The organism is Billgrantia aerodenitrificans, assembly GCF_021404405.1.
GTDB lineage: Bacteria > Pseudomonadota > Gammaproteobacteria > Pseudomonadales > Halomonadaceae > Halomonas > Halomonas aerodenitrificans.
Map to the genome: position 1 here is coordinate 61,773 of NZ_JABFTV010000008.1, position 21,761 is coordinate 83,533.

Below are 21,761 nucleotides of genomic sequence, written 5' to 3' on the forward strand. Positions count from 1 at the left end.
GGCGAAGTGGCGGCGTCAGGCCGGCACGCCACTATGGAAACGAAACGCCGTGTCCGGCGTGACTATTAGTTGTGCTTCGCATTCGGCAAAGAAATCCACCCGCTTGTCAATGGGATCTTTCGCAAGATGCCGGGCCAGCATCAGATAATCCTCGAAATGCCGGCCCTCTGATTTGACCAGCGAGCGATAGAATCGGGCCAGTTCGGTGTCGAGGTGGGGTATCAGCCTGGCGAAACGTTCGCAGCTTCGCGCCTCGATGAATGCCCCGATGATAAGGATATCGACAAGTCGCTCCGGTTCTTGAGGGCGAACGTGGCTACGTAGCGCTTCGGCATAGCGTGACGCACTCAGATGGCGGTATTCGATGCCGCGCGCCTCCATCAGCTTTACCACCTGCTCGAAGTGCAACAGCTCCTCGCGGGCGAGCTGCGACATCTTGGTCAGCAGCAGGGGTTGGTCGACATAGCGGTAAAGCAGGCTCATCGCCGTGGAAGCGGCCTTCTTCTCGCACTGGGCGTGGTCGATGAGCAGCAGATCGGGGTTCTTCAGCGCCCACTCGACCCACGCATCGGGCGTGGGGCAGGCGAGAAAGGCGAGCAGGCTCGGCGGCAGCTCGACGTCATGGGGCGCTTCGAGAGTCTCGGACATGGTTCAGGCTCGGTATTCCTGGTCGTGCGAATCATGGGGAAGCGGCGGGTACTTGCTCGAGGCCTGACGCTCGCCAGCGGCCTCGAGCAGATGCTCGCCCAGGCGGGCATACAGCTCCGCCGCACTGAGTTCGGCGACCCCCTCCAGAGGCTTCAGGCCATAGCGCGACAGATCGCGAATACGATCGCGCCCGACCCGCAGCAGTTCCACCGCCCGCGACAAGGACGGCTGCTCCGGGCGAAAGCGAATGCGGTAGCGGCGCAGCTGCGCCTCCAGCATGGCCTCGTCGATGACCTGCAGGAAGCGCCCGGCCACTCGCTCGCGCAGAGTATCCAGTTGCGCCATGCGCAGGCTGCGCTGCTCGGCCGTTAGGGCCATCCATTCGCCGATCTCGCTATCCGTTCGCTGACAGCCTCGACATATCGGGTCGCCCAGCGTCGTCGAGCAGAGCCCCACACAAGGTGAGGCGATACGCGCGCACATCACCGCTCTCCCTTCATTTATCGGCCCCATGGTAACGCGCCCCGCCGCGAGTGGCACGTTGTAGTTCGACAACATCGCGGCGACCAAAGTCTAGCGCCCGGCTCAGCGGGCCAACTTAACATTGTCGACAGTTTCCCGTAGAATCGCGGCACCCAGTGACTACGGTTGTTTCCCCGCCAAGGCAGGCATTGCGTCGAGGATCATCGACGTATCGGCCTGCCTTGGGCAACACACCAGATGAGGGCCCCAACGTGCTTGAAGCCTATCGCCAACATGTCGAAGAACGCGCCGCCGAGGGCGTCCCGCCGAAGCCCCTGAATGCCGAACAGGCTGCCGCGCTGGTCGAGCTGCTGAAGAACCCGCCTGCTGGCGAAGAGGAGTTCGTCCTCGACCTGCTGACCAACCGCATTCCGCCGGGCGTCGACGAGGCTGCCTATGTCAAGGCCGGTTTCCTGACCGCCATCACCAAGGGCGAGGCGCAGTCTCCGCTGGTCGACAAGGTTCACGCCGTCAAGCTGCTGGGCACCATGCAGGGTGGCTACAACATCGCCACCCTGGTCGAGCTGCTGGACGACGCCGAGCTGGCCAAGGAAGCCGGTGAACAGCTCAAGCACACTCTGCTGATGTTCGATGCCTTCCACGACGTGGAAGAGCGCGCCAAGGCCGGCAATGCGGTGGCCAAGGACGTCATGCAGTCCTGGGCCGAGGCCGAGTGGTTCCTGTCCAAGCCGGCGCTGGCCGAGAAGATCACCCTCACCGTGTTCAAGGTGCCGGGCGAAACCAACACCGACGACCTCTCCCCCGCGCCGGACGCCTGGTCGCGCCCCGACATCCCGCTGCACGCCAACGCCATGCTCAAGAACGAGCGTGAAGGCATCGTGCCTGAAGTGCCCGGCACCACCGGCCCGCTCAAGCAAATCGAAGAGGTGAAGGCCAAGGGCTTCCCGGTCGCCTATGTGGGCGACGTGGTCGGCACCGGCTCCTCGCGCAAGTCCGCCACCAACTCGGTGCTGTGGTTCTTCGGCGACGACATCCCCAACGTGCCCAACAAGCGCGCCGGCGGTTTCTGCTTCGGCGGCAAGATCGCCCCGATCTTCTTCAACACCATGGAAGACGCCGGTGCCCTGCCGGTCGAGATGGACGTCTCCAAGCTCGAGATGGGCGACGTCATCGACGTCTACCCCTATGAAGGCAAGGTGTGCAAGCACGGCACCGACGAAGTGGTTTCGACCTTCGAGCTCAAGACCCAGGTGATCCTCGACGAGGTGCGCGCCGGCGGCCGCATTCCGCTGATCATCGGTCGCGGCCTGACCGGCAAGGCGCGCGAGTCGCTGGGCCTGCCCCAGTCGGACGTGTTCCGCCTGCCCGAGCAGCCCAAGGACACCGGCAAGGGCTTCACCCTGGCCCAGAAGATGGTCGGCAAGGCCTGCGGCATGGAGGGCGTGCGCCCGGGCATGTACTGCGAGCCGAAGATGACCACCGTGGGCTCCCAGGATACCACCGGCCCGATGACCCGCGACGAGCTCAAGGACCTCGCCTGCCTCGGCTTCCAGGCCGACCTGGTCATGCAGTCGTTCTGCCACACCGCGGCCTATCCGAAGCCGGTCGACGTGGAAACCCACCACACCCTGCCCGACTTCATCATGAACCGCGGCGGCGTTTCGCTGCGTCCGGGCGACGGCATCATCCACAGCTGGCTCAACCGCATGCTGCTGCCCGACACCGTGGGCACCGGCGGCGACTCCCACACCCGTTTCCCGCTGGGCATCTCGTTCCCGGCCGGCTCGGGCCTCGTGGCCTTCGCCGCCGCCACCGGCGTGATGCCGCTGGACATGCCGGAATCGGTGCTGGTGCGCTTCAAGGGCAAGCGGCAGCCGGGCGTCACTCTGCGTGACCTGGTCCACGCCATCCCCTACTACGCCATCAAGCAGGGTCTGCTGACCGTGGCCAAGGCGGGCAAGAAGAACGCCTTCTCCGGCCGCGTGCTGGAGATCGAAGGCCTCGAGGACCTTACCGTCGAGCAGGCCTTCGAGCTCTCCGACGCCTCCGCCGAGCGCAGCGCCGCAGGCTGTACCATCACCCTGGGTGAAGCGAGCGTCACCGAGTACCTGAAGTCCAACATCACCCTGCTCAAGTGGATGATCGCCAACGGCTATGGCGACAAGCGCACCATCGAGCGCCGCATCCTGGCCATGGAAGAGTGGCTGGCCAACCCGAGCCTGATGCGCGCCGACAAGGACGCCGAGTACGCCGAGGTCATCGAGATCGACCTGGCCGAGCTCAAGGAGCCGGTACTCTGCGCGCCGAACGATCCGGACGATGCCCGTCTGCTCTCCGAAGTGGCCGGCGAGAAGATCGACGAGGTCTTCATCGGCTCGTGCATGACCAACATCGGCCACTTCCGCGCCGCGGGCAAACTGCTCGAGAAGCAGCCGGCCGGCAGCCTGAAGACCCGTCTGTGGCTGGCACCACCGACCAAGATGGATCAGCACCAGCTCACCGAAGAGGGCTACTACGGCATCTACGGCCGTGCCGGTGCGCGCATGGAAATGCCGGGCTGCTCGCTGTGCATGGGCAACCAGGCACGTGTCGCCGCCAAGAGCACCGTGGTCTCGACCTCTACCCGCAACTTCCCCAACCGTCTGGGCGACGGCGCCAACGTCTACCTGGCATCGGCAGAACTGGCGGCGGTGGCCGCGGTGGAAGGTCGCCTGCCGAGCGTCGAAGAGTACCAGCGTTACATGGGTGAATTCGACGCCATGGCCGGCGAGATCTATCGTTACATGAACTTCCATGAGATCGAGGAGTATCAGAACGCCGCTTCCAACGTGATTCCGGTCGCCCAGGAAGCCTGATACCATCCGGTTCTGATAGAATCAGGTTCGACTCCGATGCTCGCAACATCGATGGCATCAGAAAGCTGATGCCGGAGCCGATGAACGAAGCGCCCTCTCACGAGGGCGCTTTTTTATTGCCGTCTTTCTGGGCTGCGCCTCGCTACGTTTCTTTACCCTCGCTGCCTTGAGCGATGCCATGGGCGTGTCTAACTTTAATAGGTCTGTGTGCAGATCTGTCGGCCAGGAAGCCGGCTCGCACATGAAGACGAGGGATAGAAAGAATGAGGGATGGAAACCACAAGGGACATTCAAGGAGTAGAACATGTCGAATAGAACACTCCTCTGCATAACATTAACGACTGCAACGCTGATCGTCGCCAACGGGGCTCAGGCACAGGCTCACTACGAGCCGCACCAGCAGTATGCCTACCTGGGGCTGGGCACCGGTTTCAGCTCGCTGGAAAACGATCGCGACGAAGTCGACAACTTCATCGAAAGCGGGGGCCGCAACTTCAGCATCGACGACGATGACAACGTGTGGAAAGTCTTCGCCGGCTACCAATTCAACCGCTACCTGGCGGTCGAGGCCTTCTACGCCGACCTGGGGCGCGTGCGCTTGCGCGGTACCGACGGCGCAAGCACCGACCTGGAATCCACCGCCTATGGCGCCAGCGTGGTGGGCCAGCTCCCCATCACCGACTGGTTCACCCCCTTCGCCAAGATCGGTGCGGCCAGTTGGGAAACCGAGGTGCGAGGCAACCTGGGCGATACCGAGCTGAACCTGCAGGACAACGACGGCTTCGACCCGGTCTACGGACTTGGCGCCCAGTTCAACTTCAACCCCATTCTTATCCGCGCCGAGTACGAGCGCTACGACCTCGACAGCGACTACACCATCGACACCTTCACCGCTTCGGTGGGGTGGCGCTTCTAGGGTTCTGGGCTTCGACGCCGGGTTCGCCCGGCGTCGGTCGTCTTGCGACGAATCGATGAAGGCCGGGCAACAGGCGTTATGGCATCATCCCGTGACACATCACTTAGGCAAGGAGCCCTCGATGACCGCCATCATCACGCCCGATATCTGCGATGCCCATCCGGAAGTTCAGGTACTCGACCCCATCTTCGTCAGCTACGGTGGCCGCGAGGCATTCTGCGGTCCGATTCGTACGGTCAAATGCTTCGAAGACAACACGCTGATCAAGCAGGCGGTGAGCGAGCCCGGCGAAGGTGCCGTGCTGGTAGTCGATGCCGGCGGCTCGCACCGCTGCGCCATGCTGGGCGACATGCTGGCCGAACTGGCCGTGGACAACGGCTGGTCCGGTGTCGTGATGTACGGCTGCGTGCGCGATGTCGATGTGCTGGCCGAGACGGACCTGGGCGTGCATGCGCTGGGCGCCCATCCGCGCAGGAGCGAGAAACGCGGCGAGGGCAGCCGCGACATTACGGTCACCTTTGCCGGCGTCACCCTGCGCCCCGGACAGTGGCTGTACGCCGACAACAACGGCATCGTAGTCGCCGAGGAGCGGCTGCCACTGGAGAGCTGAGCCTCACGTCGTGGCACACGGGCTTGCCCTGCCGGCAGTCTCGATGCCACGCTATAGGCATGAGTATTGAGCGGGAGCAGGAGAGCGGATGAAGTCACTCGGCGTGGATGTGCTGCGCAGCCTGCGAGAGCACCTGCGACCGCTGGTGGCGTATCATCTCTTCTTCACCCTGCTGGCCTCCAGCTTGCTGCTGCCCACGGTGGCATGGACACTGACGAGCCTGCTCGGCCGCTTCGACCGACCGGTGATCACCAACGCCGGGCTGCTGGACCTGTTGCTCAGCCCGGCCGGCATGCTGTGGCTGCTGGCCGCCATCGGCCTGACCTTCCTGATCCTCTACCTGCAGCAGGCCGGCATGATCCTGGTGGCGGTAAAGCGCCGCGACAATCACTTCCGGCTCGCTTTCATCGCGCTATGGCAGACGCTACGCCGCCTGCCCACCCTCGCCGGTCTGGTGGTGCTTCAGGTGGGGGCTCACCTGCTGCTTATCCTGCCCGTGGTTCTGCTACTGGGCTGGCTCTACGACGCCATCATAGGGGGGCTCGACCCCTATTACGTGCTGCGCATGCGGCCACCGGCATTCTGGTACTACCTCGGCCTGGCAGTGCCACTGGCCCTCGTCTGGGCCGTGATTGCGGCATCCGTTTACGTACGCTGGATACTGGCCCTGCCAGCGGCCATGCTGGAAAACCTGACACCGCTGGCGGCACTCAGACGCAGCCGTGATCTGACCCGCGGCCACAGAGCCCAGGTCGCACTGGTGGTCATTTCGGTGCTGCTGGTCATCGTGGCCCTGCCCCTGCTTGCCACCGGCCTGTTCGACCGGGTCTTCACCCCGATGCTGTGGTGGTTGCCCGAGCGCAACGCGGTGCTCATCCCCGCCATGCTGACCTACGTCACCGGCTACGTGCTGGTGACGCTGGCCATTACCTTCCTGGGTATCGCCGCCAATGCGCTGCTGTCGGCCTGCCTCTATCTGCGTCTCGCGCATCGCGAGCCGCGCCCCGCCCCGCCGCCGCCCGATGCCCATCCCGGCCGCCTGGCCTGGGGCGTGGAAGCGGGCGTGCTGGTGTTCGCCCTGTTTCAAGCCTGGTGGATCGTCAACAGCTTCGAGCTACGTGACGACGTCACCGTCATCGCCCATCGCGGCAGCTCCATGGCGGCTCCGGAAAACACCCTCGCCGCCATCGAACGTGCCGTAGAGGACCGCTCCCACTACGTGGAGATCGACGTGAGGCTCAGCGCCGACGGCGAGGTGGTGCTCTACCACGATCGCAGCCTGCAGCGCCTCACCGGCGACCCGCGCAACGTACGTGATCTCACCCTCGAAGAGCTTCGCCAGTTCGATGTCGGCAGCTGGTTCGGCGACGCCTTCGTCGGCGAGCGCATCCCCACCCTGGACGAGGCTTTCGCCGCGGTACGCGGTCGCAGCGCCCTGATGATCGACATGAAGCCCGACCCGGGAACGGAAGAAGCGCTGGTAGAGGCCGTCATCGCCTCGCTGCACCGGGAGAACGAAGCCCGGCGTGAGTGCCTGGCTCAAGCGAGCGCGGCCGAAGCCGCCCGCTGCGGCACTCCGGAGGCCGCAGAGGAGACACGCCTGGCGGTAATGTCGAGCGGCGTGCTGGAAATGGTCAAGGAGCGGGAGCCGGAGCTGCGCGTGACGCTGCTGGCTCAGTTGGTGATGCCGGGAACGCTGGACCGGCGCAGCTTCGATGCCTTGGGCCTGCGCCACAACAGGATCACACCCAACGAGATTCGTCTGGCCCGAGAACTCGGCTACGAAGTGCATGCCTGGACGGTCAACGACCGGGCCAGGATGTCGCAGATGATCGACCTCGGCGTCGATGCCATCATCACCGACTACCCGGATCGACTCGTGGAGCTCATGGACGACCGTCGCGAGCTCGGCGACGGTGCGATCCTGCTGGTGAAGCTGCGCAACTGGCTGCGACGCTGAGGGAAGGCGCCACGCGGACGCCCTCCCAACCGCTCTCAGTCGCCCAGCACCACGCCTTCACGGCGCGGGTCGGCCCCGCCGAAGTAGCCGTCCTCGGTACGCTGAATGGCCTGCAGGCCGCTGACCAGCTCGCGCTCGCTGGCCTCATGGCCAAGTTCGTTGAGCGCTTCGAGTACCTCACCCGGGAAGCGCCCTTCTTCGAGGTAGGCCGGCCCGCCCAGGGTGATGGCGTGAGGCAGGTTGAGCGCTTCCTGGGCATCGAGCCCCCACTCGAGCATGGCCACCAATGCCTTGGCGGTGTAGTGAATGATCGCAGCACCGCCGGGCGAGCCCAGGCTCGCCACCAGCTCGTCGGTTTCACGGTCGAACACCAGCGTGGGGCTCATGCTGGAGCGCGGCCGCTTGCCCGGCTCCACCCGGTTGGCGATGGGGGTGCCATCGGCCCCCAGCGGACGAAACGAGAAGTCGGTCAGTTCATTGTTGAGCAGGTAGCCACCCGCCAGGCCGGTACCACCGTCCGCCAGAATGCGCGAGCCGAAGGCGGCCTCGATGGTGGTGGTCATGGCCAGGGCGTTGCCCTCTTCATCGACGATGCTGATGTGGCTGGTGCCGTACTCCGGCTGAGGGAGCTGCATGGACCAGGCCATTTCCACCTCGCCCGGGTTGCCGGCTTCGGCGCCGTCGGGGCCTACGCTGCGCTCACCGATCAGTTCGGCGCGCTTGGCCAGGTACTCGGAGTCGAGCATGCTGTTCCAGTCGCCGCCGGGGGCGTTGACGAAATCCGGATCGCCAATGAACTTGCCGCGATCGGCAAAGGCCAGCCGCGAGGCCTCGAGGAAGCGATGCAGCCACTCCGTGCTGGGACGATCCTCCTCCATCGGCTCCTCGATGTCAGGCAGCTGCTTCATGACGCCCAGGATCTGCATGATGGTCAGGTGGCCGGAGGAAGGCGGCGGAAAGCCGCACACCCGGTAGGCCTGCCAATCGGTACACAGCGGCTCGCGCTCCTTGGCCACGTAGGTCGCCATATCCTCCAGGCTGATCGCCCCGGGGCGGCCAGGATGCCCCTGAACCCGGGAAACGAGGTCTTCGGCAATCGGGCCGGTATGCAGCGCCTTGCTACCCTCTTCGGCTATCTTGCGCAGGATCTCCGCCAAGGCGGGGTTCTGCAGGCGATGCCCCTGAGGCAAGGGCTCGCCCTCTTCCGTATAGTAGAAGGCGGCGCCGAGAGGATCGTCGCGCAGCCGCTCCTCCGCGGCCAGGCTGGTATGCAGCCGGGGGCTGACCTCGAAACCCTCCTCTGCCAGGGTGATGGCCGGGCCGAACAGCTCCGCCCAGGGCAGCTTGCCATGGCGTTCATGCGCCTTCTCCAGCATGCGCACGGTGCCCGGCACGCCGACCGAGAGCCCACTGGCTGCCGCCTCCATGAACTCGAGCGGCTCGCCTTCGCCATTCAGGAACAGCGACTCGCTGGCCGCCCGCGGGGCTGTCTCGCGACCGTCGTAGGCCTTTACCTCGCTACCATCGTAGTGCATCAGGAAGGCTCCGCCGCCGATGCCGCTCGACTGTGGCTCGACCAGGGTCAGTACCATCTGCACGGCGATGGCGGCATCCACTGCCGAGCCACCCGCCCTGAGGACCTGATAGCCGGCGTCGGTGGCCAGAGGGTTGGCTGCCGCCACGGCAAAACGCTCGGTGGCCCAGCCGGGCTTCTCGCTGTAGCCGGACGCCGACTCCGGCGCGATGGCGGGTGCCTCGTACTGAAACGCCGTCTCGGCGGATGCCAGCAACGGCAGGCCCAGCGCGCACGATGAAACGACGCAGGCCAACCAGCGTCGGGGGAAGACAGAGCGCATATCCATGAAAAATAGCCCCTCGGTAACTCCATGTAAGAGGTGTAAGCATAGGCGAAAAAAGACCCGATTGAGAGAGCTCAATCGGGTCAGTTTGTAACCTAAGTACGCTTTGCCTAGGCCAGCGTTTCCCCCGCCAGCATGAACCAGGTTTCCAGCACAGCATCGGGGTTCAGGGACACCGAATCGATGCCCTGTTCCATCAGCCATTTGGCCAGATCGGGGTGATCGGAGGGGCCCTGACCGCAGATGCCGACGTACTTGCCCTGGGCCTTGCAGGCCTGGATGGCCATGGCCAGCAGTCGCTTGACCGCCGGGTTTCGCTCGTCGAACAGATGAGCCACGATGCCGGAGTCGCGATCCAGACCGAGGGTGAGCTGAGTCAGGTCATTGGAACCGATCGAGAAGCCATCGAAGTGCTCTAGGAACTCCTCCGCCAGCAGCGCGTTGGCCGGCAGCTCGCACATCATGATCACCTTGAGCCCATTGTCGCCGCGCTTGAGCCCGTTGGCGGCCATCAGCTCGACGACCTCACGGGCCTCTTCGGTGGTACGCACGAAGGGCACCATGATCTCGATGTTGTCGAGCCCCATCTCGTCACGCACGTACTTGAGGGCTTTGCACTCGAGCTCGAAGCACGGACGGAAGGCATCGGAAACGTAGCGCGAGGCGCCGCGGAACCCGAGCATGGGATTCTCTTCGCCCGGCTCATAGAGCTTGCCGCCGATCAGGTTCTCGTATTCGTTCGACTTGAAGTCGGAAAGACGCACGATCACCCGCTGCGGATGGAACGCCGCCGCCAGGGTCGAGATGCCTTCGACCAGCTTGTCGACATAGAAGTCCACGGGGCTGGCATAGCCGGCGGTGCGCAGGTTGATGGTCTGCTGCAGATCCAGCGGCAGTGTGTCGTATTCGAGCAGCGCCTTGGGGTGCACGCCGATCATGCGATTGATGATGAACTCCAGGCGCGCCAGGCCGACGCCGGCATGGGGCAGGCTGGCGAAGCTGAAGGCGCGGTCCGGATTACCCACGTTCATCATGATCTTGAACGGGATCTCGGGCATCGCGTCGACGCTGGTGACGCGGCGGTCGTAGTCCAGCAGGCCTTCGTAGACGTGGCCGGTATCGCCCTCGGCGCAGGAGACCGTGACGTCGCGGCCGTCTGCCAGCACTTCGGTGGCATCGCCACAGCCGACCACGGCGGGGATGCCGAGCTCACGGGCGATGATCGCCGCGTGGCAGGTACGGCCGCCGCGGTTGGTGACGATGGCCGAGGCGCGCTTCATGATCGGCTCCCAGTCGGGATCGGTCATGTCGGTGACCAACACGTCGCCGGCGTTGACCTTGTCCATCTCCTCCGGGGTAAACACGATCTTGACCGTGCCACGGCCGATGCGCTGGCCGATGGCACGACCGTCGACCAGGGTGCGCCCCTTCTCCTTGAGGTGGAAGCGCTCGAGCTTGCCGCCCTCCTGCTGGGAGACCACGGTCTCCGGACGCGCCTGGACGATGTAGAGCTCGCCGTCGTCGCCGTCCAGCGCCCACTCGATGTCCATCGGACGCTGGTAATGCTCCTCGATGGTGACCGCCTGACGCGCCAGGGCCATCACCTGGTCGTCACTGATACAGAAGCGGGCACGGTCCTTGAGCGGCACGTCCACGGTGGAGACCGATTTGCCGGCGCTGGCGTCCTCACCGTATACCATCTTGATCAGCTTGGAGCCGAGATTGCGACGCAGCACCGCCGGCCGGCCGGCCGCCAGAGTGGACTTGTGCACGTAGAATTCGTCGGGGTTGACCGAGCCCTGCACCACCGTCTCACCCAGCCCCCAAGAGGCGGTGACGAACACCGCATCGCGATAGCCCGACTCAGTATCGAGGGTGAACATGACGCCGGAAGCGCCGGTCTCGGAGCGCACCATCTTCTGGATACCGGCCGACAGCGCCACGTTCTCGTGGGCATAGCCGCGATGCACGCGGTAAGAGATGGCACGGTCGTTGAACAGCGAGGCGAACACCTCGTGCACGGCGCGCTTGACGTTGTCGAAGCCTTCGATGTTGAGGAAGGTTTCCTGCTGACCGGCGAAGGAGGCATCGGGCAGGTCCTCGGCGGTAGCCGAGCTGCGCACCGCCACCTTGAGGTTGGGATGCTGACTGGCCAGCTTGTCGTAGGCCGTACGCAGATGCGTCTCGAAGGTCGGCGGCAGCGGGGTGTCGATCACCCACTGACGGATCTCGGCGCCGACCCGGGCCAGCTCGTTGACGTCGTCGACGTCGAGCCGCGCCAGGGCCTGGTTGATACGCTCATTGAGCCCTTCGTGGGCCAGGAATTCGCGGTAAGCATGTGCAGTGGTGGCAAAGCCTCCCGGGACAGTGACACCGGCCCCCGACAGGTTCGAGATCATCTCGCCCAACGAGGCGTTCTTGCCGCCCACACGTTCGACGTCGTCCATGCCGAGCTGATCGAACCACAGGATGTAATCTTCCACGTAACCCCCTTGAATCTTCGTTGCCAAGGCTTTCGCACCCGCTGTTCAGGCGAAAAGCGCAATGCTGCCCACCTTAAACGCAAGCGGCCATATTCGCCATTGGTCTAACATCGAAGTCACTGGAGGTTTTTTACAACAACGGCTCGATTTGGCCGATTCCTGTAGTCAAGCTGCACCCTGAGCCGCTAAGCGACACCTTGCCGCCACGCTCGGTAGCCCGGACAATGGAGCTTCCTACACAACGAATAGCGCCGACGACATGCCTCGCACCGCCTTCTTCATTTCCGACGGCACCGGCATCACCGCCGAGAGCCTGGGCCGTAGCCTGCTGGCACAGTTCGAGAACGTCGAGCTGCGCATGCTGACCAAGCCCTATATCGACTCCCTCGACAAGGCCCGCACCCTGGTCGATATCATCGAGGCCACGGCGGTACGCGACGGTGAGGAGCCGATCATCATCGACACCATCGTCGACGAGTCTATCCGCGAGGTGATTCGCCGCGCCCCGGGCTTCAAGGTGGATATCTTCTCGACCTTCCTCAAACCGCTTGAGCAGGAACTCGGCACCCACTCGAGCTACACCGTGGGGCGCACCCACTCCATCGGCAAGGACGAGGTCTACATGGACCGCATCCACTCGGTTCACTTCGCCCTGGACAACGACGACGGTGCCCGCACCCACCAGTACGATCAGGCCGACGTGATCCTGGTCGGCGTGTCGCGCTGCGGCAAGACGCCTACATCGCTCTACCTGGCGCTGCAGTTCGGCATTCGTGCCGCCAACTACCCCCTCACGGAGGACGACCAGGACGAGGACGGCAACCTCAAGCTGCCTCCCGCCCTCGCCAAGCACCGCCACAAGCTGTTCGGGCTGACCATCGACCCGCGCCGGCTGGCCGCCATTCGCCATGAGCGGCGGCCCAACAGCCGCTACAGCTCGCTTGACCAGTGCGTACAGGAAGTGGAGCAGGCGGAAGGACTCTACCGTCAGATGCACATTCCCTTCATCGACACCACACGCTTCTCGGTAGAGGAGATTTCCACCCGCATGATCGCCGAGACGGGACTCACTCGGCGCTTCTCGCCGCGCTGAGACCCGACGCACCATGCGCAATCTGTCTCTGGGGCTGCTGCTCCTGATGTTGCTGCTGATCGGTGGGCCACTCTACATGTGGCAGTTCGGTGGCATCGATACCCGCGGTGACTGGCGCAGCGCCGACCGCACCATCGCAGGACTGGCCCCAGTACCAAGCGAGACCCCCGCTGCCGTGGTGCAGGTCTACTCGGCCCGCGCCTTCAACTGGCGCGGCATCTTCGCCGTGCACGCCTGGGTGGCCACCAAACCGGAGAACGCCGACAGCTACACCCTGCACCAAGTGACCGGCTGGGGCCGCCCCGCCCTCGCCTCGCGCGCCGGCACGCCCGACCGCGCCTGGTTTGGCAGCCAGCCGACTCTGCACGCCACTCTGTGCGGCAGCGAGGCCGAAAGCGCCATCGCGCGAATCGAAGCGTTGCTGCCCGAGTATCCCTATCGTGAGCACTATCGCGCCTGGCCGGGCCCCAACAGCAACACCTTCGTGGCCTGGCTGATTCGCGAAGTACCGGAGCTGGACGTGGCGCTGCCCTCCAGCGCCATCGGCAAGGACTACCTGGGCGGGAGCGTACTGGCAGCGACCCCCAGCGGTACCGGCGTGCAGCTGTCGCTGGCCGGCGTGCTCGGTGCCGCGGCGGGGCTGAGAGAAGGATTGGAGCTCAACATCGGCGGACTGGTGCTAGGCATCGATCCGGCAGCGCTCGGGGTCAAGCTGCCCGGCGTCGGCACCCTGGGATTGCGCGATGGCGGCCGGTCGCGGGGCGACTGCGCCCCGCTGCCTGCCGACCGATCCTGATACTGCCATTCTCCTGAAACTGCCGCTCAGCGCACGATGCCTTCGCGCCGCAGGCGGGCGATGTCCTCGACGGTCAGGCCCATCTCGGCGAGTATCGCGTCGCTGTCCTGGCCCAGCCTAGGCGGCGCGACCTCGCTCAGTGCGGGCTCATTGTCGAAGCGCAGCGGACAGGCGACTTGAGGCACCTCGAGATCGCCGCGTTGGAGCGTGCGCTGCATGCCACGGTGCTTCACCTGGGGGTCGTCGAACACCTCGGCAATGGTGTTGATCGGCCCGGCGGGAATGCCCCGTTTCTCCAGCTCGGCCAGCCACTCGTCGCGCCTACGGGTGAGGAAGATCGCCTGGATCAGCGGTACCAGCTCCGCGCGGCTGCCCACCCGGGCGGCATTGGTGGCATAGGCCGGATCCAGAGCCCATTCGGGGTGGCCCAGCAGCTCGGCCAGGCGTGAGAACTGGGCGTCGTTACCCACGGTGAGCACCAGATGCCCATCGGCACAGGCAAAGGCCTGGTAAGGCACGATGTTGGGGTGGGCGTTGCCGTGGCGCTCGGGCGAGACCCCGCCGACCAGGGCATTGAGCGCCTGGTTGGCGAGCGCCGCCACCTGCACGTCGAGCAGCGCCACGTCCACGTGCCGCCCCTGCCCGGTTCGCTCGCGCTCGTGCAGGGCGGAAAGCACGCCGATGGTGGCGTAGAGCCCGGTCATCACGTCGGTGATCGCCACGCCGGTCTTCATCGGCATGCCGTCGGGCTCGCCGCCGATGCTCATCAAGCCGCCCATGGCCTGAATCATGAAGTCGTAGCCGGCGCGGTGCGCATAAGGGCCATCCTGGCCGAAGCCAGTGATGGAGCAGCCGATCAGGCGCGGATTGAGCGCCTTCAGGCTGGCGTAGTCGAGGCCGTACTTGGCCAGGCCGCCAACCTTGAAATTCTCCAGCATGACGTCGGCGCCGGCGGCGAGCTGGCGGATCAGCGCCTGGCCCCGCTCACTGGCGACGTCCACCGCCAGCGACTGCTTGCCGCGGTTGGCGCACAGGAAATAGGCCGCCACCCGCTCGGTCTCGTCATCCTCGGCCAGCCACGGCGGCCCCCAGCCGCGGGTGTCGTCGCCGCGCTCGGGATGCTCGATCTTGATCACCCTAGCCCCGAGGTCGGCGAGCAACTGACCGGCCCAGGGGCCGGCCAGCACCCGCGACATGTCAAGCACCGTGATGCCTTCCAGCGGTCGACTCATGCTTGCACTCCTTGACACCAGCTCAATTTACGAAGGCTTGGATGCCGGTCTGTGCACGGCCGAGAATCAGCGCGTGAACGTCGTGAGTGCCTTCGTAGGTGTTCACTGCCTCGAGGTTCATCATGTGGCGAATCACGTGGTACTCGTCGGCGATGCCGTTGCCACCGTGCATGTCACGCGCCACCCGGGCGATGTCCAGCGCCTTGCCACAGTTGTTGCGCTTGATCAGCGAGATCGCCTCCGGCACCAGCTGGCCCGCGTCGATCATGCGGCCGACGCGCAGCGCCGCCTGCAAGCCCAGTGCGATCTCGGTCTGCATGTCGGCGAGCTTCTTCTGGATCAGCTGGTTGGCGGCCAGCGGGCGACCGAACTGCTTGCGATCCAATGTGTACTGACGAGCGGCGTGCCAGCACGCCTCGGCGGCTCCCATGCTGCCCCAGGCGATGCCGAAGCGGGCGCGGTTCAAACACGAGAACGGGCCCTTGAGGCCGGTCACGCCCGGCAGGCGCTGGTCGTCCGACACCTCGACATCTTGCATGGCGATCTGGCCGGTGATTGAGGCACGCAGGCTGAACTTGCCCTCGATCTTGGGTGCCGAGAGCCCCTGCATGCCCTTCTCGAGGATGAAGCCGTTGATCACGCCCTCGTCATCCTTGGCCCACACCACGAACACGTCGGCGATGGGCGAGTTGGTGATCCAGCTCTTGGTGCCATTGAGCCGCCAGCCGTTCTCGGTGCGGGTGGCACGGGTGGACATGCCGCCCGGGTCGGAGCCGTGATCCGGCTCGGTGAGACCGAAGCATCCCACCCACTCGCCGGTGGCCAGCTTGGGCAGGTACTTATCGCGCTGGGCTTCACTGCCGAAGGCGTGAATGGGGTACATCACCAGGCTCGACTGCACGCTCATGGCGCTGCGGTAGCCGGAGTCGACGCGCTCCACTTCACGGGCGATCAGGCCGTAGCTGACGTAGTTCATGCCGGCACAGCCGTAGCCGTCGATGGTGGCGCCGAGCAGGCCCAGCTCGCCCATCTCGTTCATGATCTCGCGGTCGAAGCGCTCGTGGCGGTTGGCCTCGAGCACCCGCGGCATCAGCTTGTCCTGGCAGTAGTCGTGGGCGGTCTGATGGACCATGCGCTCGTCTTCATCGAGCTGGTCGATCAGGCGGAAGGGGTCTTCCCAGGTCACGGGGGTGATCTTGCTCATGGCGGCTCTCCTGACGAAATATCTACATTTTCATCGAATGTAGAGCAAAGCAACCGGAAAGCCAAGTCCCTTTTCACTCTATTCCTTACACTTTTGGCCGCACCGAGCCGGCATCCTGCGGCGCAACGGTCATAGTGGCGAGACGTCGACACAGCGCACCCCAAGCCACCAGCCCCACCGCCACGTTGGCGAGGAATAACCCGATGAAGATGCCCTCGACACCGCCCAGCACGCCGCCCAGCCACGCCAGCGGCACCGTCAGCAGGAACAGCCGAACCACTGAGAGTCGCATGGCCCGGGCCGGCTCGTGCAGCGCATTGAACGACGACACCGCCAGGATCACGACGCCTTGGGCGCCCAGGCCCAGCGGCACCCACCACAGAAAGCTTCTCAGCACCTCGCTCATCTCGCCGCCCGGGGAATAGCTGGCGACGAGCCAGGGCGCCAGCAGCTGCAGCAACAGCCAGATGCCCAACTGCCACACCAGGACGAAGACGAAGCAGCCGAAGATGGCCCGCCGTACGCGCTCGTGCTGCCCTGCCCCGGCATTCTGGCTGACCAGTGGCGGCAGCGTCATCGAAAGCGCCAGCACGCCGATCTGGGCGATGGCCTCGATACGTGTGCCCACGCCGTAGCCCGCTACCGCATGGTGGCCATGACCGGCGACGATGCGCGTCACCAGCGCCAGGGCCAGCGGCGTAAACACGCTGGTGATCGCCGCCGGCACGGCAATGCGGCCCAGCTCGCGCCACGATTCCATCAGCCCGCTCGGCGTGAGATGGCGCAGGTCGAGACACTCGCGCAGCTCGCGCTGCCAGAACAGCGCTGCGGTCATGGCGCACCAGCTCAGCACCGTGGCCAGGGCTGCGCCCTGCACACCGAGCGCCGGCAGCGGCCCCACGCCGAAGATCAGCAGCCAGTCGAGCAAGCCGTTGAGCAGTGCCGCCAAGGCCATCATCAGCCCGGGTATCAGGGTGTTGCCCTGAGCACGCAGCACGCTGTTGAGCACCCGCGGCACGATCAGCGCCGCTGCGCCCAGGTACCAGATGCCCATGTAGTCATGGATATGCGGCATGAGTGCGGCGTCGGCGCCAAGCAAGCGGAATAGCGGCTCGAGGGTGGCCAGCCCCAGCACGCTCAGCAGCACACCGACCGCCAGTGCCAGCAGCGCGGCATCGGTGGCCCTGCGCCGCACCGTGTCGTGAGCGCCCCGCCCCAGCAGTCGCGCCACCACTGCCGAGGTGCCGATACCCAGGCCGATGGCGAGACTGATCACCGCGAACACCACCGGGAAGGTGAACGACACCGCCGCCAGCGGCTCCGCTCCCAGCCGTGCGATGAACCAGGTGTCCACCAGGTTGAAGCTCATCATAGCAAGCATGCCGCCCACCACCGGCAGACACTTGCGCAGCAGGGTCAGGGCAATGGGACCTTCGAGCAGCTCACGGCGCATGGGGCGGCGTTCGCCGGAGCCGGAACGTGGGGAAGTGGATGTCATGAAGCCTCGGAAACCAGAAGCGGGCACAAGATTGTGCCCGCTTCCAGGGTCGGTGCCAAAGCGAAGTAGAAGCTATTCGCCAGACCCTATTCGCCCGCGCGGTAAAGCTTCTGAATACTGGAAAAGTCGAGACCGCCGTTGCCTTGGGCCGCATGCAGCGCGAACAGGTTGCGCGCCTGGGAGCCCATTGGCACCGTGGCCTTGCAGCCCAGTGCCAGCTCCCACGCCAGCCCGAGATCCTTGGCCATCAGATCGGTGAGGAAGCCGCCCTGGTAGTCGCGCGAGGCGGCGGAGCCTTGCATCACGCCGGGCCACGGATTGTAGACGTTGAGCGCCCAGTTGCCGCCGCTGCTCTGCTTCATGATCTCGGAGAGCACGGCCGGGTCGAGGCCGTTCTTGACCCCCAGCGCCAGCGCTTCGGCGGTACCGCTCATGAGAATGCCGAGCAGCATGTTGTTGCAGATCTTGGCGACCTGGCCGGCACCCACTTCACCGGCATGGAAGATGTTCTTGCCCATCGCTTCCAGCACCGGCCTGGCCTGCTCGAAGCCGGCCTGGCTGCCACCGACGATGAAGGTCAGAGTGCCGGCCTGAGCGCCGCCCACACCGCCGGAAACCGGCGCATCGAGGTAGGTCAGGCCACGCTGTTCGGCACCCGCGCCCACCGCACGGGCATCTTCCGGCGAGATGGTGGAGGCGTCGATGATCAGTGGCTTGCCCTCCAGGGCATCGAACAGGCCCGGAGAGTCGTCACGGCCGAGATAGAGACGACGCACGTGCTGGCCGGCTGGCAGCATGGAGATCACGACCTCGGCCCCGCTGGCCGCGCTCTGTGCGCTGGCGCAGGCACGCGCCCCGGCACTCTCCAGATGCTTCATGGCGACATCGACGAGGTCGAAGACACTGACCTCATGGCCGGCCTTGACCAGGTTGTGGGCCATCGGGGCACCCATGTTGCCCAGGCCGATGAAGGCGATTTTCATGCGAGCTGCTCCTGATTGTCGTTATGGCGTAATTGCGTCATGTCGTGGTGAGAGTACGGGTATCGGTCAGCGTACCCGCTCGCCGCTGTCGAGATCGCGCAGCGGATGCTCCTCTATGCTCCACAGCGGCTCGAGCAGCGCCAGAAGGTCCGCTTCGGGAACGTCGTCGACGTTGGCGTGCTGCCACTTGGGGTTCCTGTCCTTGTCGATCAGCAGCGCGCGAACGCCTTCGGCGACGTCTCCACGGCGACAGCACTGCACCGAGAGGTTCAACTCGTCACGGAAGGCGTCGGCCAGGCTGGTATGCCGGTGGCGTTCCAGCATGCGCCACACCAGATGAGCGCTCAGCGGACTGCCCGCTTCCAGTCGCTTGCGGTTGGCCGCAAGCCAGGCGTCGTCACGGGCGTCCGCGAGGATGCGACGCACGGCCGCTGGCGCATCGATCTGGGCCGTCAATGCCTGAACGTGATCGAGCAGCGGCCACACCTGAGCGGCAGGCGCCTGCTGGCGCGCCTCGAACTCGTCGAGCACACCCTGCACGCCGGCCTGCAGGTCGCGCCGGCTGCGCGTGCCGTAGTCGGCCGCCCCCAGCGCCTCGAGCAATTCGCTACGCCGCTCCCGCGGCACGAAGTGATCGGCCAGGCCCAGGTCGAGCGCATCGCGGGCGTTGAGCTGAGCGCCGGTGAGGCCGAGATAGGCCCCCACGCCCGGCGGCATGCGGTTGAGAAACCAGCTTGCGCCGATGTCCGGATAGAGGCCGATGGTGATCTCGGGCATGGCGATCAGCGTGGTCTCGGTCACCAGACGACGAGCAGCGCCGGCCATGAGCCCCAGGCCGCCGCCCATGACGATGCCGTCGCCCCACACCAGGATCGGCTTGGGGTAGCGATGGATGCGGTAGTCGAGGCGATATTCCGTGGTGAAGTAGGTTTCGGCAAAGAGGCTGTCGCGGCCGGCACCGCGATTTTCCCCCTCTTCGGTCATCGAGCGGTACAGTGCCACCACGTCGCCACCGGCACAGAACGCCTTCTCGCCGCTGCCCTCGAGCCATACCGCCACGATGCTGCGATCCACCGCCCAAGCCTGCAGCTTGGCATCCAGCTGGCGGGCCATATCCAGCGACAGGGCATTGAGCGACTTCGGTGCATTGAGGGTAGCGATGCCGACTCTTCCTCCATCCCGGGTCGGCAGCTCATCGAAGATGACCGCAAGGTCCGTCATGCCTGCTTTCTCCTTGTCATTGCTGAAGCGCTTCGATCGTGCCGTCCGTCAGCAGACGACGGGCCACGATGACACGCATGATCTCGTTGGTACCCTCGAGGATCTGATGCACGCGGGTGTCGCGCACCATGCGCTCCAGGGGGAACTCTCTCAGGTAACCATATCCGCCATGCAGCTGCAGCGCTTCGTTGCAGACGTTGAAGCCCATGTCGGTGGCAAAGCGCTTGGCCATGGCGCAGTACGCGGTGGCCTCCGGATCGCCCTGATCGAGCCGCCAGGCGGCATGTCGCACCATCAACCGGGCCGCCGTCAGCTCGGTGGCCATGTCGGCCAGCTTGAACTGCAGCGCCTGGAAGTGGGCCAGCTCGCGGCCGAACTGCTTGCGCTCCTGCAGGTAGTTGCGCGCCAGGGTCAAGGCGTGCTGCGCGGCCCCCAGCGAACAGCTGGCAATATTGAGCCGACCGCCGTCAAGCCCCTTCATGGCCAACTTGAAGCCCTGGCCTTCCTCGCCCAGCAGGTTGCCGACCGGCACGCGCACGCCGTCGAAGCTGATCAGCCGGGTGGGCTGGCTCTTCCAGCCCATCTTCTCTTCGTTCTTGCCGTATTCGATACCCGCAGCGTCCGCCGGCACCAGAATCGCCGACACGCCACCGGCACCGCTGTCGGGCGCGCCCGTGCGCGCCATGACCACCAGCATGTCGTTGGCGCCGGCGCCGGAGATGAACATCTTGGAGCCGGAGATCACATACTCATCGCCCTCGCGCACGGCCTTGGTACGCAGGCTGGCGGCATCCGACCCGGAACCCGGCTCGGTCAGGCAGTAGCAACCCAGGCACTCGCCGCTGATCAGGCGCTCGACCCAGGTTTCCCGAAGTTCGTCGCTGCCCCAGCTGGCCACCATCCAGGCCACCATGTTGTGAATGGTAAGATAGGCGGTGGTGGCGATGCAGCCCTGGGAGAGCTGCTCGAAGATCAGCGAGGCATCCAGGCGCGACAAACCAAGCCCGCCGCGCTCTTCGGGGATGTAGATGCCGAGGAAACCCGCCTCGCCGGCCCGGCGTATGACGTCGACAGGAAAATGCGAGGTAGCGTCCCATTCGGCGGCGTGGTCGGCCAGCTCTGCCTGCGAAAAATCGGCGGCGGCCTGGACCAGCGCCCTCTGATCGTCGGTTAGGGAGAATTCCATTGCGGTTCCTCAAGATATTTGGCGTAGCGCACTTCCAGCAGCAGCTGGCTTGCACGGCCTTCAAGGCCGAGCTTATGCCAACCAACCTAGCACTTGCTAGGTTTTATCGCATACATCCCTTGGTCGACAACCACTTTACGTTAACGTCAACGTCGTCTAGTGTTGCGGTTATGTGGAGGGACACTGCAAGACGGCCCGCCCAACTCATAGGAAAACAACGATGAACATATCCAAAGCGGAAGTCAGTTCCCCGGCCAACGGCAGCCTGACGCGACAGCGTCGTACCTATTCCATCGGCGAGCTGGCCCGGATGTTCGAGGTGACGCCGCGCACCATCCGTTTCTATGAGCAGGAAGGGTTGCTGGCGCCGGAGCGTCGCGGCCAGACCCGTATCTACCACGAGAAGGACCGCGTTCGTCTCAAGCTCACCCTACGCGGCAAGCGCCTGGGCTTCTCGCTGGCCGAGATTCGCGAAGTCATCGAGATGTACGACGCCATGCCCGACGGCAACGCCAGGCAGCTCAAGCGGCTGCTGGAGATCCTCGCCGACAAGCGCAGCAACATGGAGCGCCAGCTCGAGGACATCCGCCTGATGCAGCGTGAACTCGACGACGTCGAGATGCGGGCCAGGGAAGTGCTGGAACGCCTCGACCAGAGCTAGCACGCCCGACTGCCCTCTTGCGCCCAAGCCACGTCGAATTCAGGGCGGGCTGACATGTCAGTACCCGCCCATC

The 21,761-nt window shown here is 65.1% G+C and carries 17 protein-coding genes; 7 read left to right on the top strand and 10 right to left on the bottom strand.

The genetic code is table 11. From position 1 onward, the window contains the following. Positions 1–15 precede the first annotated feature (15 nt). Positions 16–648 carry a MiaE family protein gene (locus tag HOP59_RS15495; RefSeq protein WP_010628360.1) on the bottom strand — a complete coding sequence of 211 codons (633 nt, stop codon included), beginning with the start codon at positions 646–648 and terminating at the stop codon, positions 16–18. 3 nt (positions 649–651) lie between these two features. Continuing rightward, positions 652–1,131 (bottom strand): DUF1289 domain-containing protein, encoded by a 480-nt coding sequence (locus HOP59_RS15500; RefSeq protein WP_051004636.1) that lies wholly within the window; start codon positions 1,129–1,131, stop codon positions 652–654. A 251-nt stretch (positions 1,132–1,382) separates the two neighbouring features. Here HOP59_RS15500 and acnB point away from each other — a divergent pair, with 251 nt between their 5' ends. The 4 genes from acnB (at position 1,383) to HOP59_RS15520 (ending at position 7,472) form a co-directional block, all read left to right on the top strand. Continuing rightward, a complete protein-coding gene (acnB, locus tag HOP59_RS15505; protein WP_010628358.1) occupies positions 1,383–3,986 on the top strand; it encodes a bifunctional aconitate hydratase 2/2-methylisocitrate dehydratase in 2,604 nt (867 codons plus the stop codon). A gap of 304 nt (positions 3,987–4,290) precedes the next feature. Beyond that, positions 4,291–4,902 (top strand): porin family protein, encoded by a 612-nt coding sequence (locus HOP59_RS15510; RefSeq protein WP_010628357.1) that lies wholly within the window; start codon positions 4,291–4,293, stop codon positions 4,900–4,902. A 121-nt stretch (positions 4,903–5,023) separates the two neighbouring features. Further along, positions 5,024–5,512, top strand: coding sequence for a ribonuclease E activity regulator RraA (gene rraA / locus HOP59_RS15515; protein ID WP_010628356.1), 489 nt, complete (start codon positions 5,024–5,026; stop codon positions 5,510–5,512). Between the two features lie 88 nt (positions 5,513–5,600). Further along, positions 5,601–7,472: a glycerophosphodiester phosphodiesterase family protein gene (locus tag HOP59_RS15520; RefSeq protein WP_234254566.1), complete on the top strand. Its 1,872-nt coding sequence runs from the start codon at positions 5,601–5,603 to the stop codon at positions 7,470–7,472. A 35-nt stretch (positions 7,473–7,507) separates the two neighbouring features. Here HOP59_RS15520 and ggt read toward each other — a convergent pair whose 3' ends face one another. Both ggt and ppsA read right to left on the bottom strand, forming a co-directional pair. Continuing rightward, a complete protein-coding gene (ggt, locus tag HOP59_RS15525) occupies positions 7,508–9,334 on the bottom strand; it encodes a gamma-glutamyltransferase (RefSeq protein ID WP_234254567.1) in 1,827 nt (608 codons plus the stop codon). Positions 9,335–9,441: 107 nt separating this feature from the next. Then, the gene (ppsA, locus tag HOP59_RS15530) at positions 9,442–11,814 is read right to left on the bottom strand and encodes a phosphoenolpyruvate synthase (protein WP_234254568.1); all 2,373 of its coding nucleotides are present in this window, start codon (positions 11,812–11,814) and stop codon (positions 9,442–9,444) included. A 259-nt stretch (positions 11,815–12,073) separates the two neighbouring features. Here ppsA and ppsR point away from each other — a divergent pair, with 259 nt between their 5' ends. Next, the gene (gene ppsR / locus HOP59_RS15535) at positions 12,074–12,907 is read left to right on the top strand and encodes a posphoenolpyruvate synthetase regulatory kinase/phosphorylase PpsR (protein ID WP_010628352.1); all 834 of its coding nucleotides are present in this window, start codon (positions 12,074–12,076) and stop codon (positions 12,905–12,907) included. A gap of 13 nt (positions 12,908–12,920) precedes the next feature. After that, entirely contained in the window at positions 12,921–13,703 is a 783-nt protein-coding gene (locus tag HOP59_RS15540; protein ID WP_010628351.1) for a DUF3750 domain-containing protein, read from the top strand. A gap of 26 nt (positions 13,704–13,729) precedes the next feature. On the opposite strand, the gene HOP59_RS15545 is transcribed toward HOP59_RS15540, so the two are convergent. From HOP59_RS15545 to HOP59_RS15570, 6 genes are all read right to left on the bottom strand, one after another. Next, complete coding sequence (locus HOP59_RS15545; protein ID WP_010628350.1) at positions 13,730–14,935, bottom strand: CaiB/BaiF CoA transferase family protein; 1,206 nt, start codon at positions 14,933–14,935, stop codon at positions 13,730–13,732. A 22-nt stretch (positions 14,936–14,957) separates the two neighbouring features. After that, positions 14,958–16,139: an acyl-CoA dehydrogenase gene (locus HOP59_RS15550; protein ID WP_010628349.1), complete on the bottom strand. Its 1,182-nt coding sequence runs from the start codon at positions 16,137–16,139 to the stop codon at positions 14,958–14,960. Between the two features lie 85 nt (positions 16,140–16,224). Continuing rightward, a complete protein-coding gene (locus HOP59_RS15555; RefSeq protein WP_141638594.1) occupies positions 16,225–17,637 on the bottom strand; it encodes an MATE family efflux transporter in 1,413 nt (470 codons plus the stop codon). Positions 17,638–17,723: 86 nt separating this feature from the next. Further along, on the bottom strand, positions 17,724–18,620 hold the full coding sequence (gene mmsB, locus HOP59_RS15560; protein ID WP_010628347.1) for a 3-hydroxyisobutyrate dehydrogenase: 897 nt from the start codon (positions 18,618–18,620) through the stop codon (positions 17,724–17,726). A gap of 66 nt (positions 18,621–18,686) precedes the next feature. Next, positions 18,687–19,841, bottom strand: coding sequence for an enoyl-CoA hydratase/isomerase family protein (locus tag HOP59_RS15565; protein WP_010628346.1), 1,155 nt, complete (start codon positions 19,839–19,841; stop codon positions 18,687–18,689). Between the two features lie 16 nt (positions 19,842–19,857). After that, entirely contained in the window at positions 19,858–21,027 is a 1,170-nt protein-coding gene (locus HOP59_RS15570) for an acyl-CoA dehydrogenase family protein (protein WP_010628345.1), read from the bottom strand. A 220-nt stretch (positions 21,028–21,247) separates the two neighbouring features. Here HOP59_RS15570 and HOP59_RS15575 point away from each other — a divergent pair, with 220 nt between their 5' ends. Next, positions 21,248–21,688, top strand: coding sequence for a MerR family transcriptional regulator (locus tag HOP59_RS15575; protein WP_010628344.1), 441 nt, complete (start codon positions 21,248–21,250; stop codon positions 21,686–21,688). Positions 21,689–21,761: the final 73 nt, after the last annotated feature.

What these genes read in the sequence shown, in the direction of transcription:
- HOP59_RS15495 (WP_010628360.1), bottom strand. Translation starts at nt 648, where the DNA reads ATGTCCGAGACTCTCGAAGCGCCCCATGACGTCGAGCTGCCGCCGAGC.
- HOP59_RS15500 (WP_051004636.1), bottom strand. Translation starts at nt 1,131, where the DNA reads ATGTGCGCGCGTATCGCCTCACCTTGTGTGGGGCTCTGCTCGACGACG.
- HOP59_RS15510 (WP_010628357.1), top strand. Translation starts at nt 4,291, where the DNA reads ATGTCGAATAGAACACTCCTCTGCATAACATTAACGACTGCAACGCTG.
- rraA (WP_010628356.1), top strand. Translation starts at nt 5,024, where the DNA reads ATGACCGCCATCATCACGCCCGATATCTGCGATGCCCATCCGGAAGTT.
- HOP59_RS15520 (WP_234254566.1), top strand. Translation starts at nt 5,601, where the DNA reads ATGAAGTCACTCGGCGTGGATGTGCTGCGCAGCCTGCGAGAGCACCTG.
- ggt (WP_234254567.1), bottom strand. Translation starts at nt 9,334, where the DNA reads ATGGATATGCGCTCTGTCTTCCCCCGACGCTGGTTGGCCTGCGTCGTT.
- ppsR (WP_010628352.1), top strand. Translation starts at nt 12,074, where the DNA reads ATGCCTCGCACCGCCTTCTTCATTTCCGACGGCACCGGCATCACCGCC.
- HOP59_RS15540 (WP_010628351.1), top strand. Translation starts at nt 12,921, where the DNA reads ATGCGCAATCTGTCTCTGGGGCTGCTGCTCCTGATGTTGCTGCTGATC.
- HOP59_RS15545 (WP_010628350.1), bottom strand. Translation starts at nt 14,935, where the DNA reads ATGAGTCGACCGCTGGAAGGCATCACGGTGCTTGACATGTCGCGGGTG.
- HOP59_RS15550 (WP_010628349.1), bottom strand. Translation starts at nt 16,139, where the DNA reads ATGAGCAAGATCACCCCCGTGACCTGGGAAGACCCCTTCCGCCTGATC.
- HOP59_RS15555 (WP_141638594.1), bottom strand. Translation starts at nt 17,637, where the DNA reads ATGACATCCACTTCCCCACGTTCCGGCTCCGGCGAACGCCGCCCCATG.
- mmsB (WP_010628347.1), bottom strand. Translation starts at nt 18,620, where the DNA reads ATGAAAATCGCCTTCATCGGCCTGGGCAACATGGGTGCCCCGATGGCC.
- HOP59_RS15565 (WP_010628346.1), bottom strand. Translation starts at nt 19,841, where the DNA reads ATGACGGACCTTGCGGTCATCTTCGATGAGCTGCCGACCCGGGATGGA.
- HOP59_RS15570 (WP_010628345.1), bottom strand. Translation starts at nt 21,027, where the DNA reads ATGGAATTCTCCCTAACCGACGATCAGAGGGCGCTGGTCCAGGCCGCC.
- HOP59_RS15575 (WP_010628344.1), top strand. Translation starts at nt 21,248, where the DNA reads ATGAACATATCCAAAGCGGAAGTCAGTTCCCCGGCCAACGGCAGCCTG.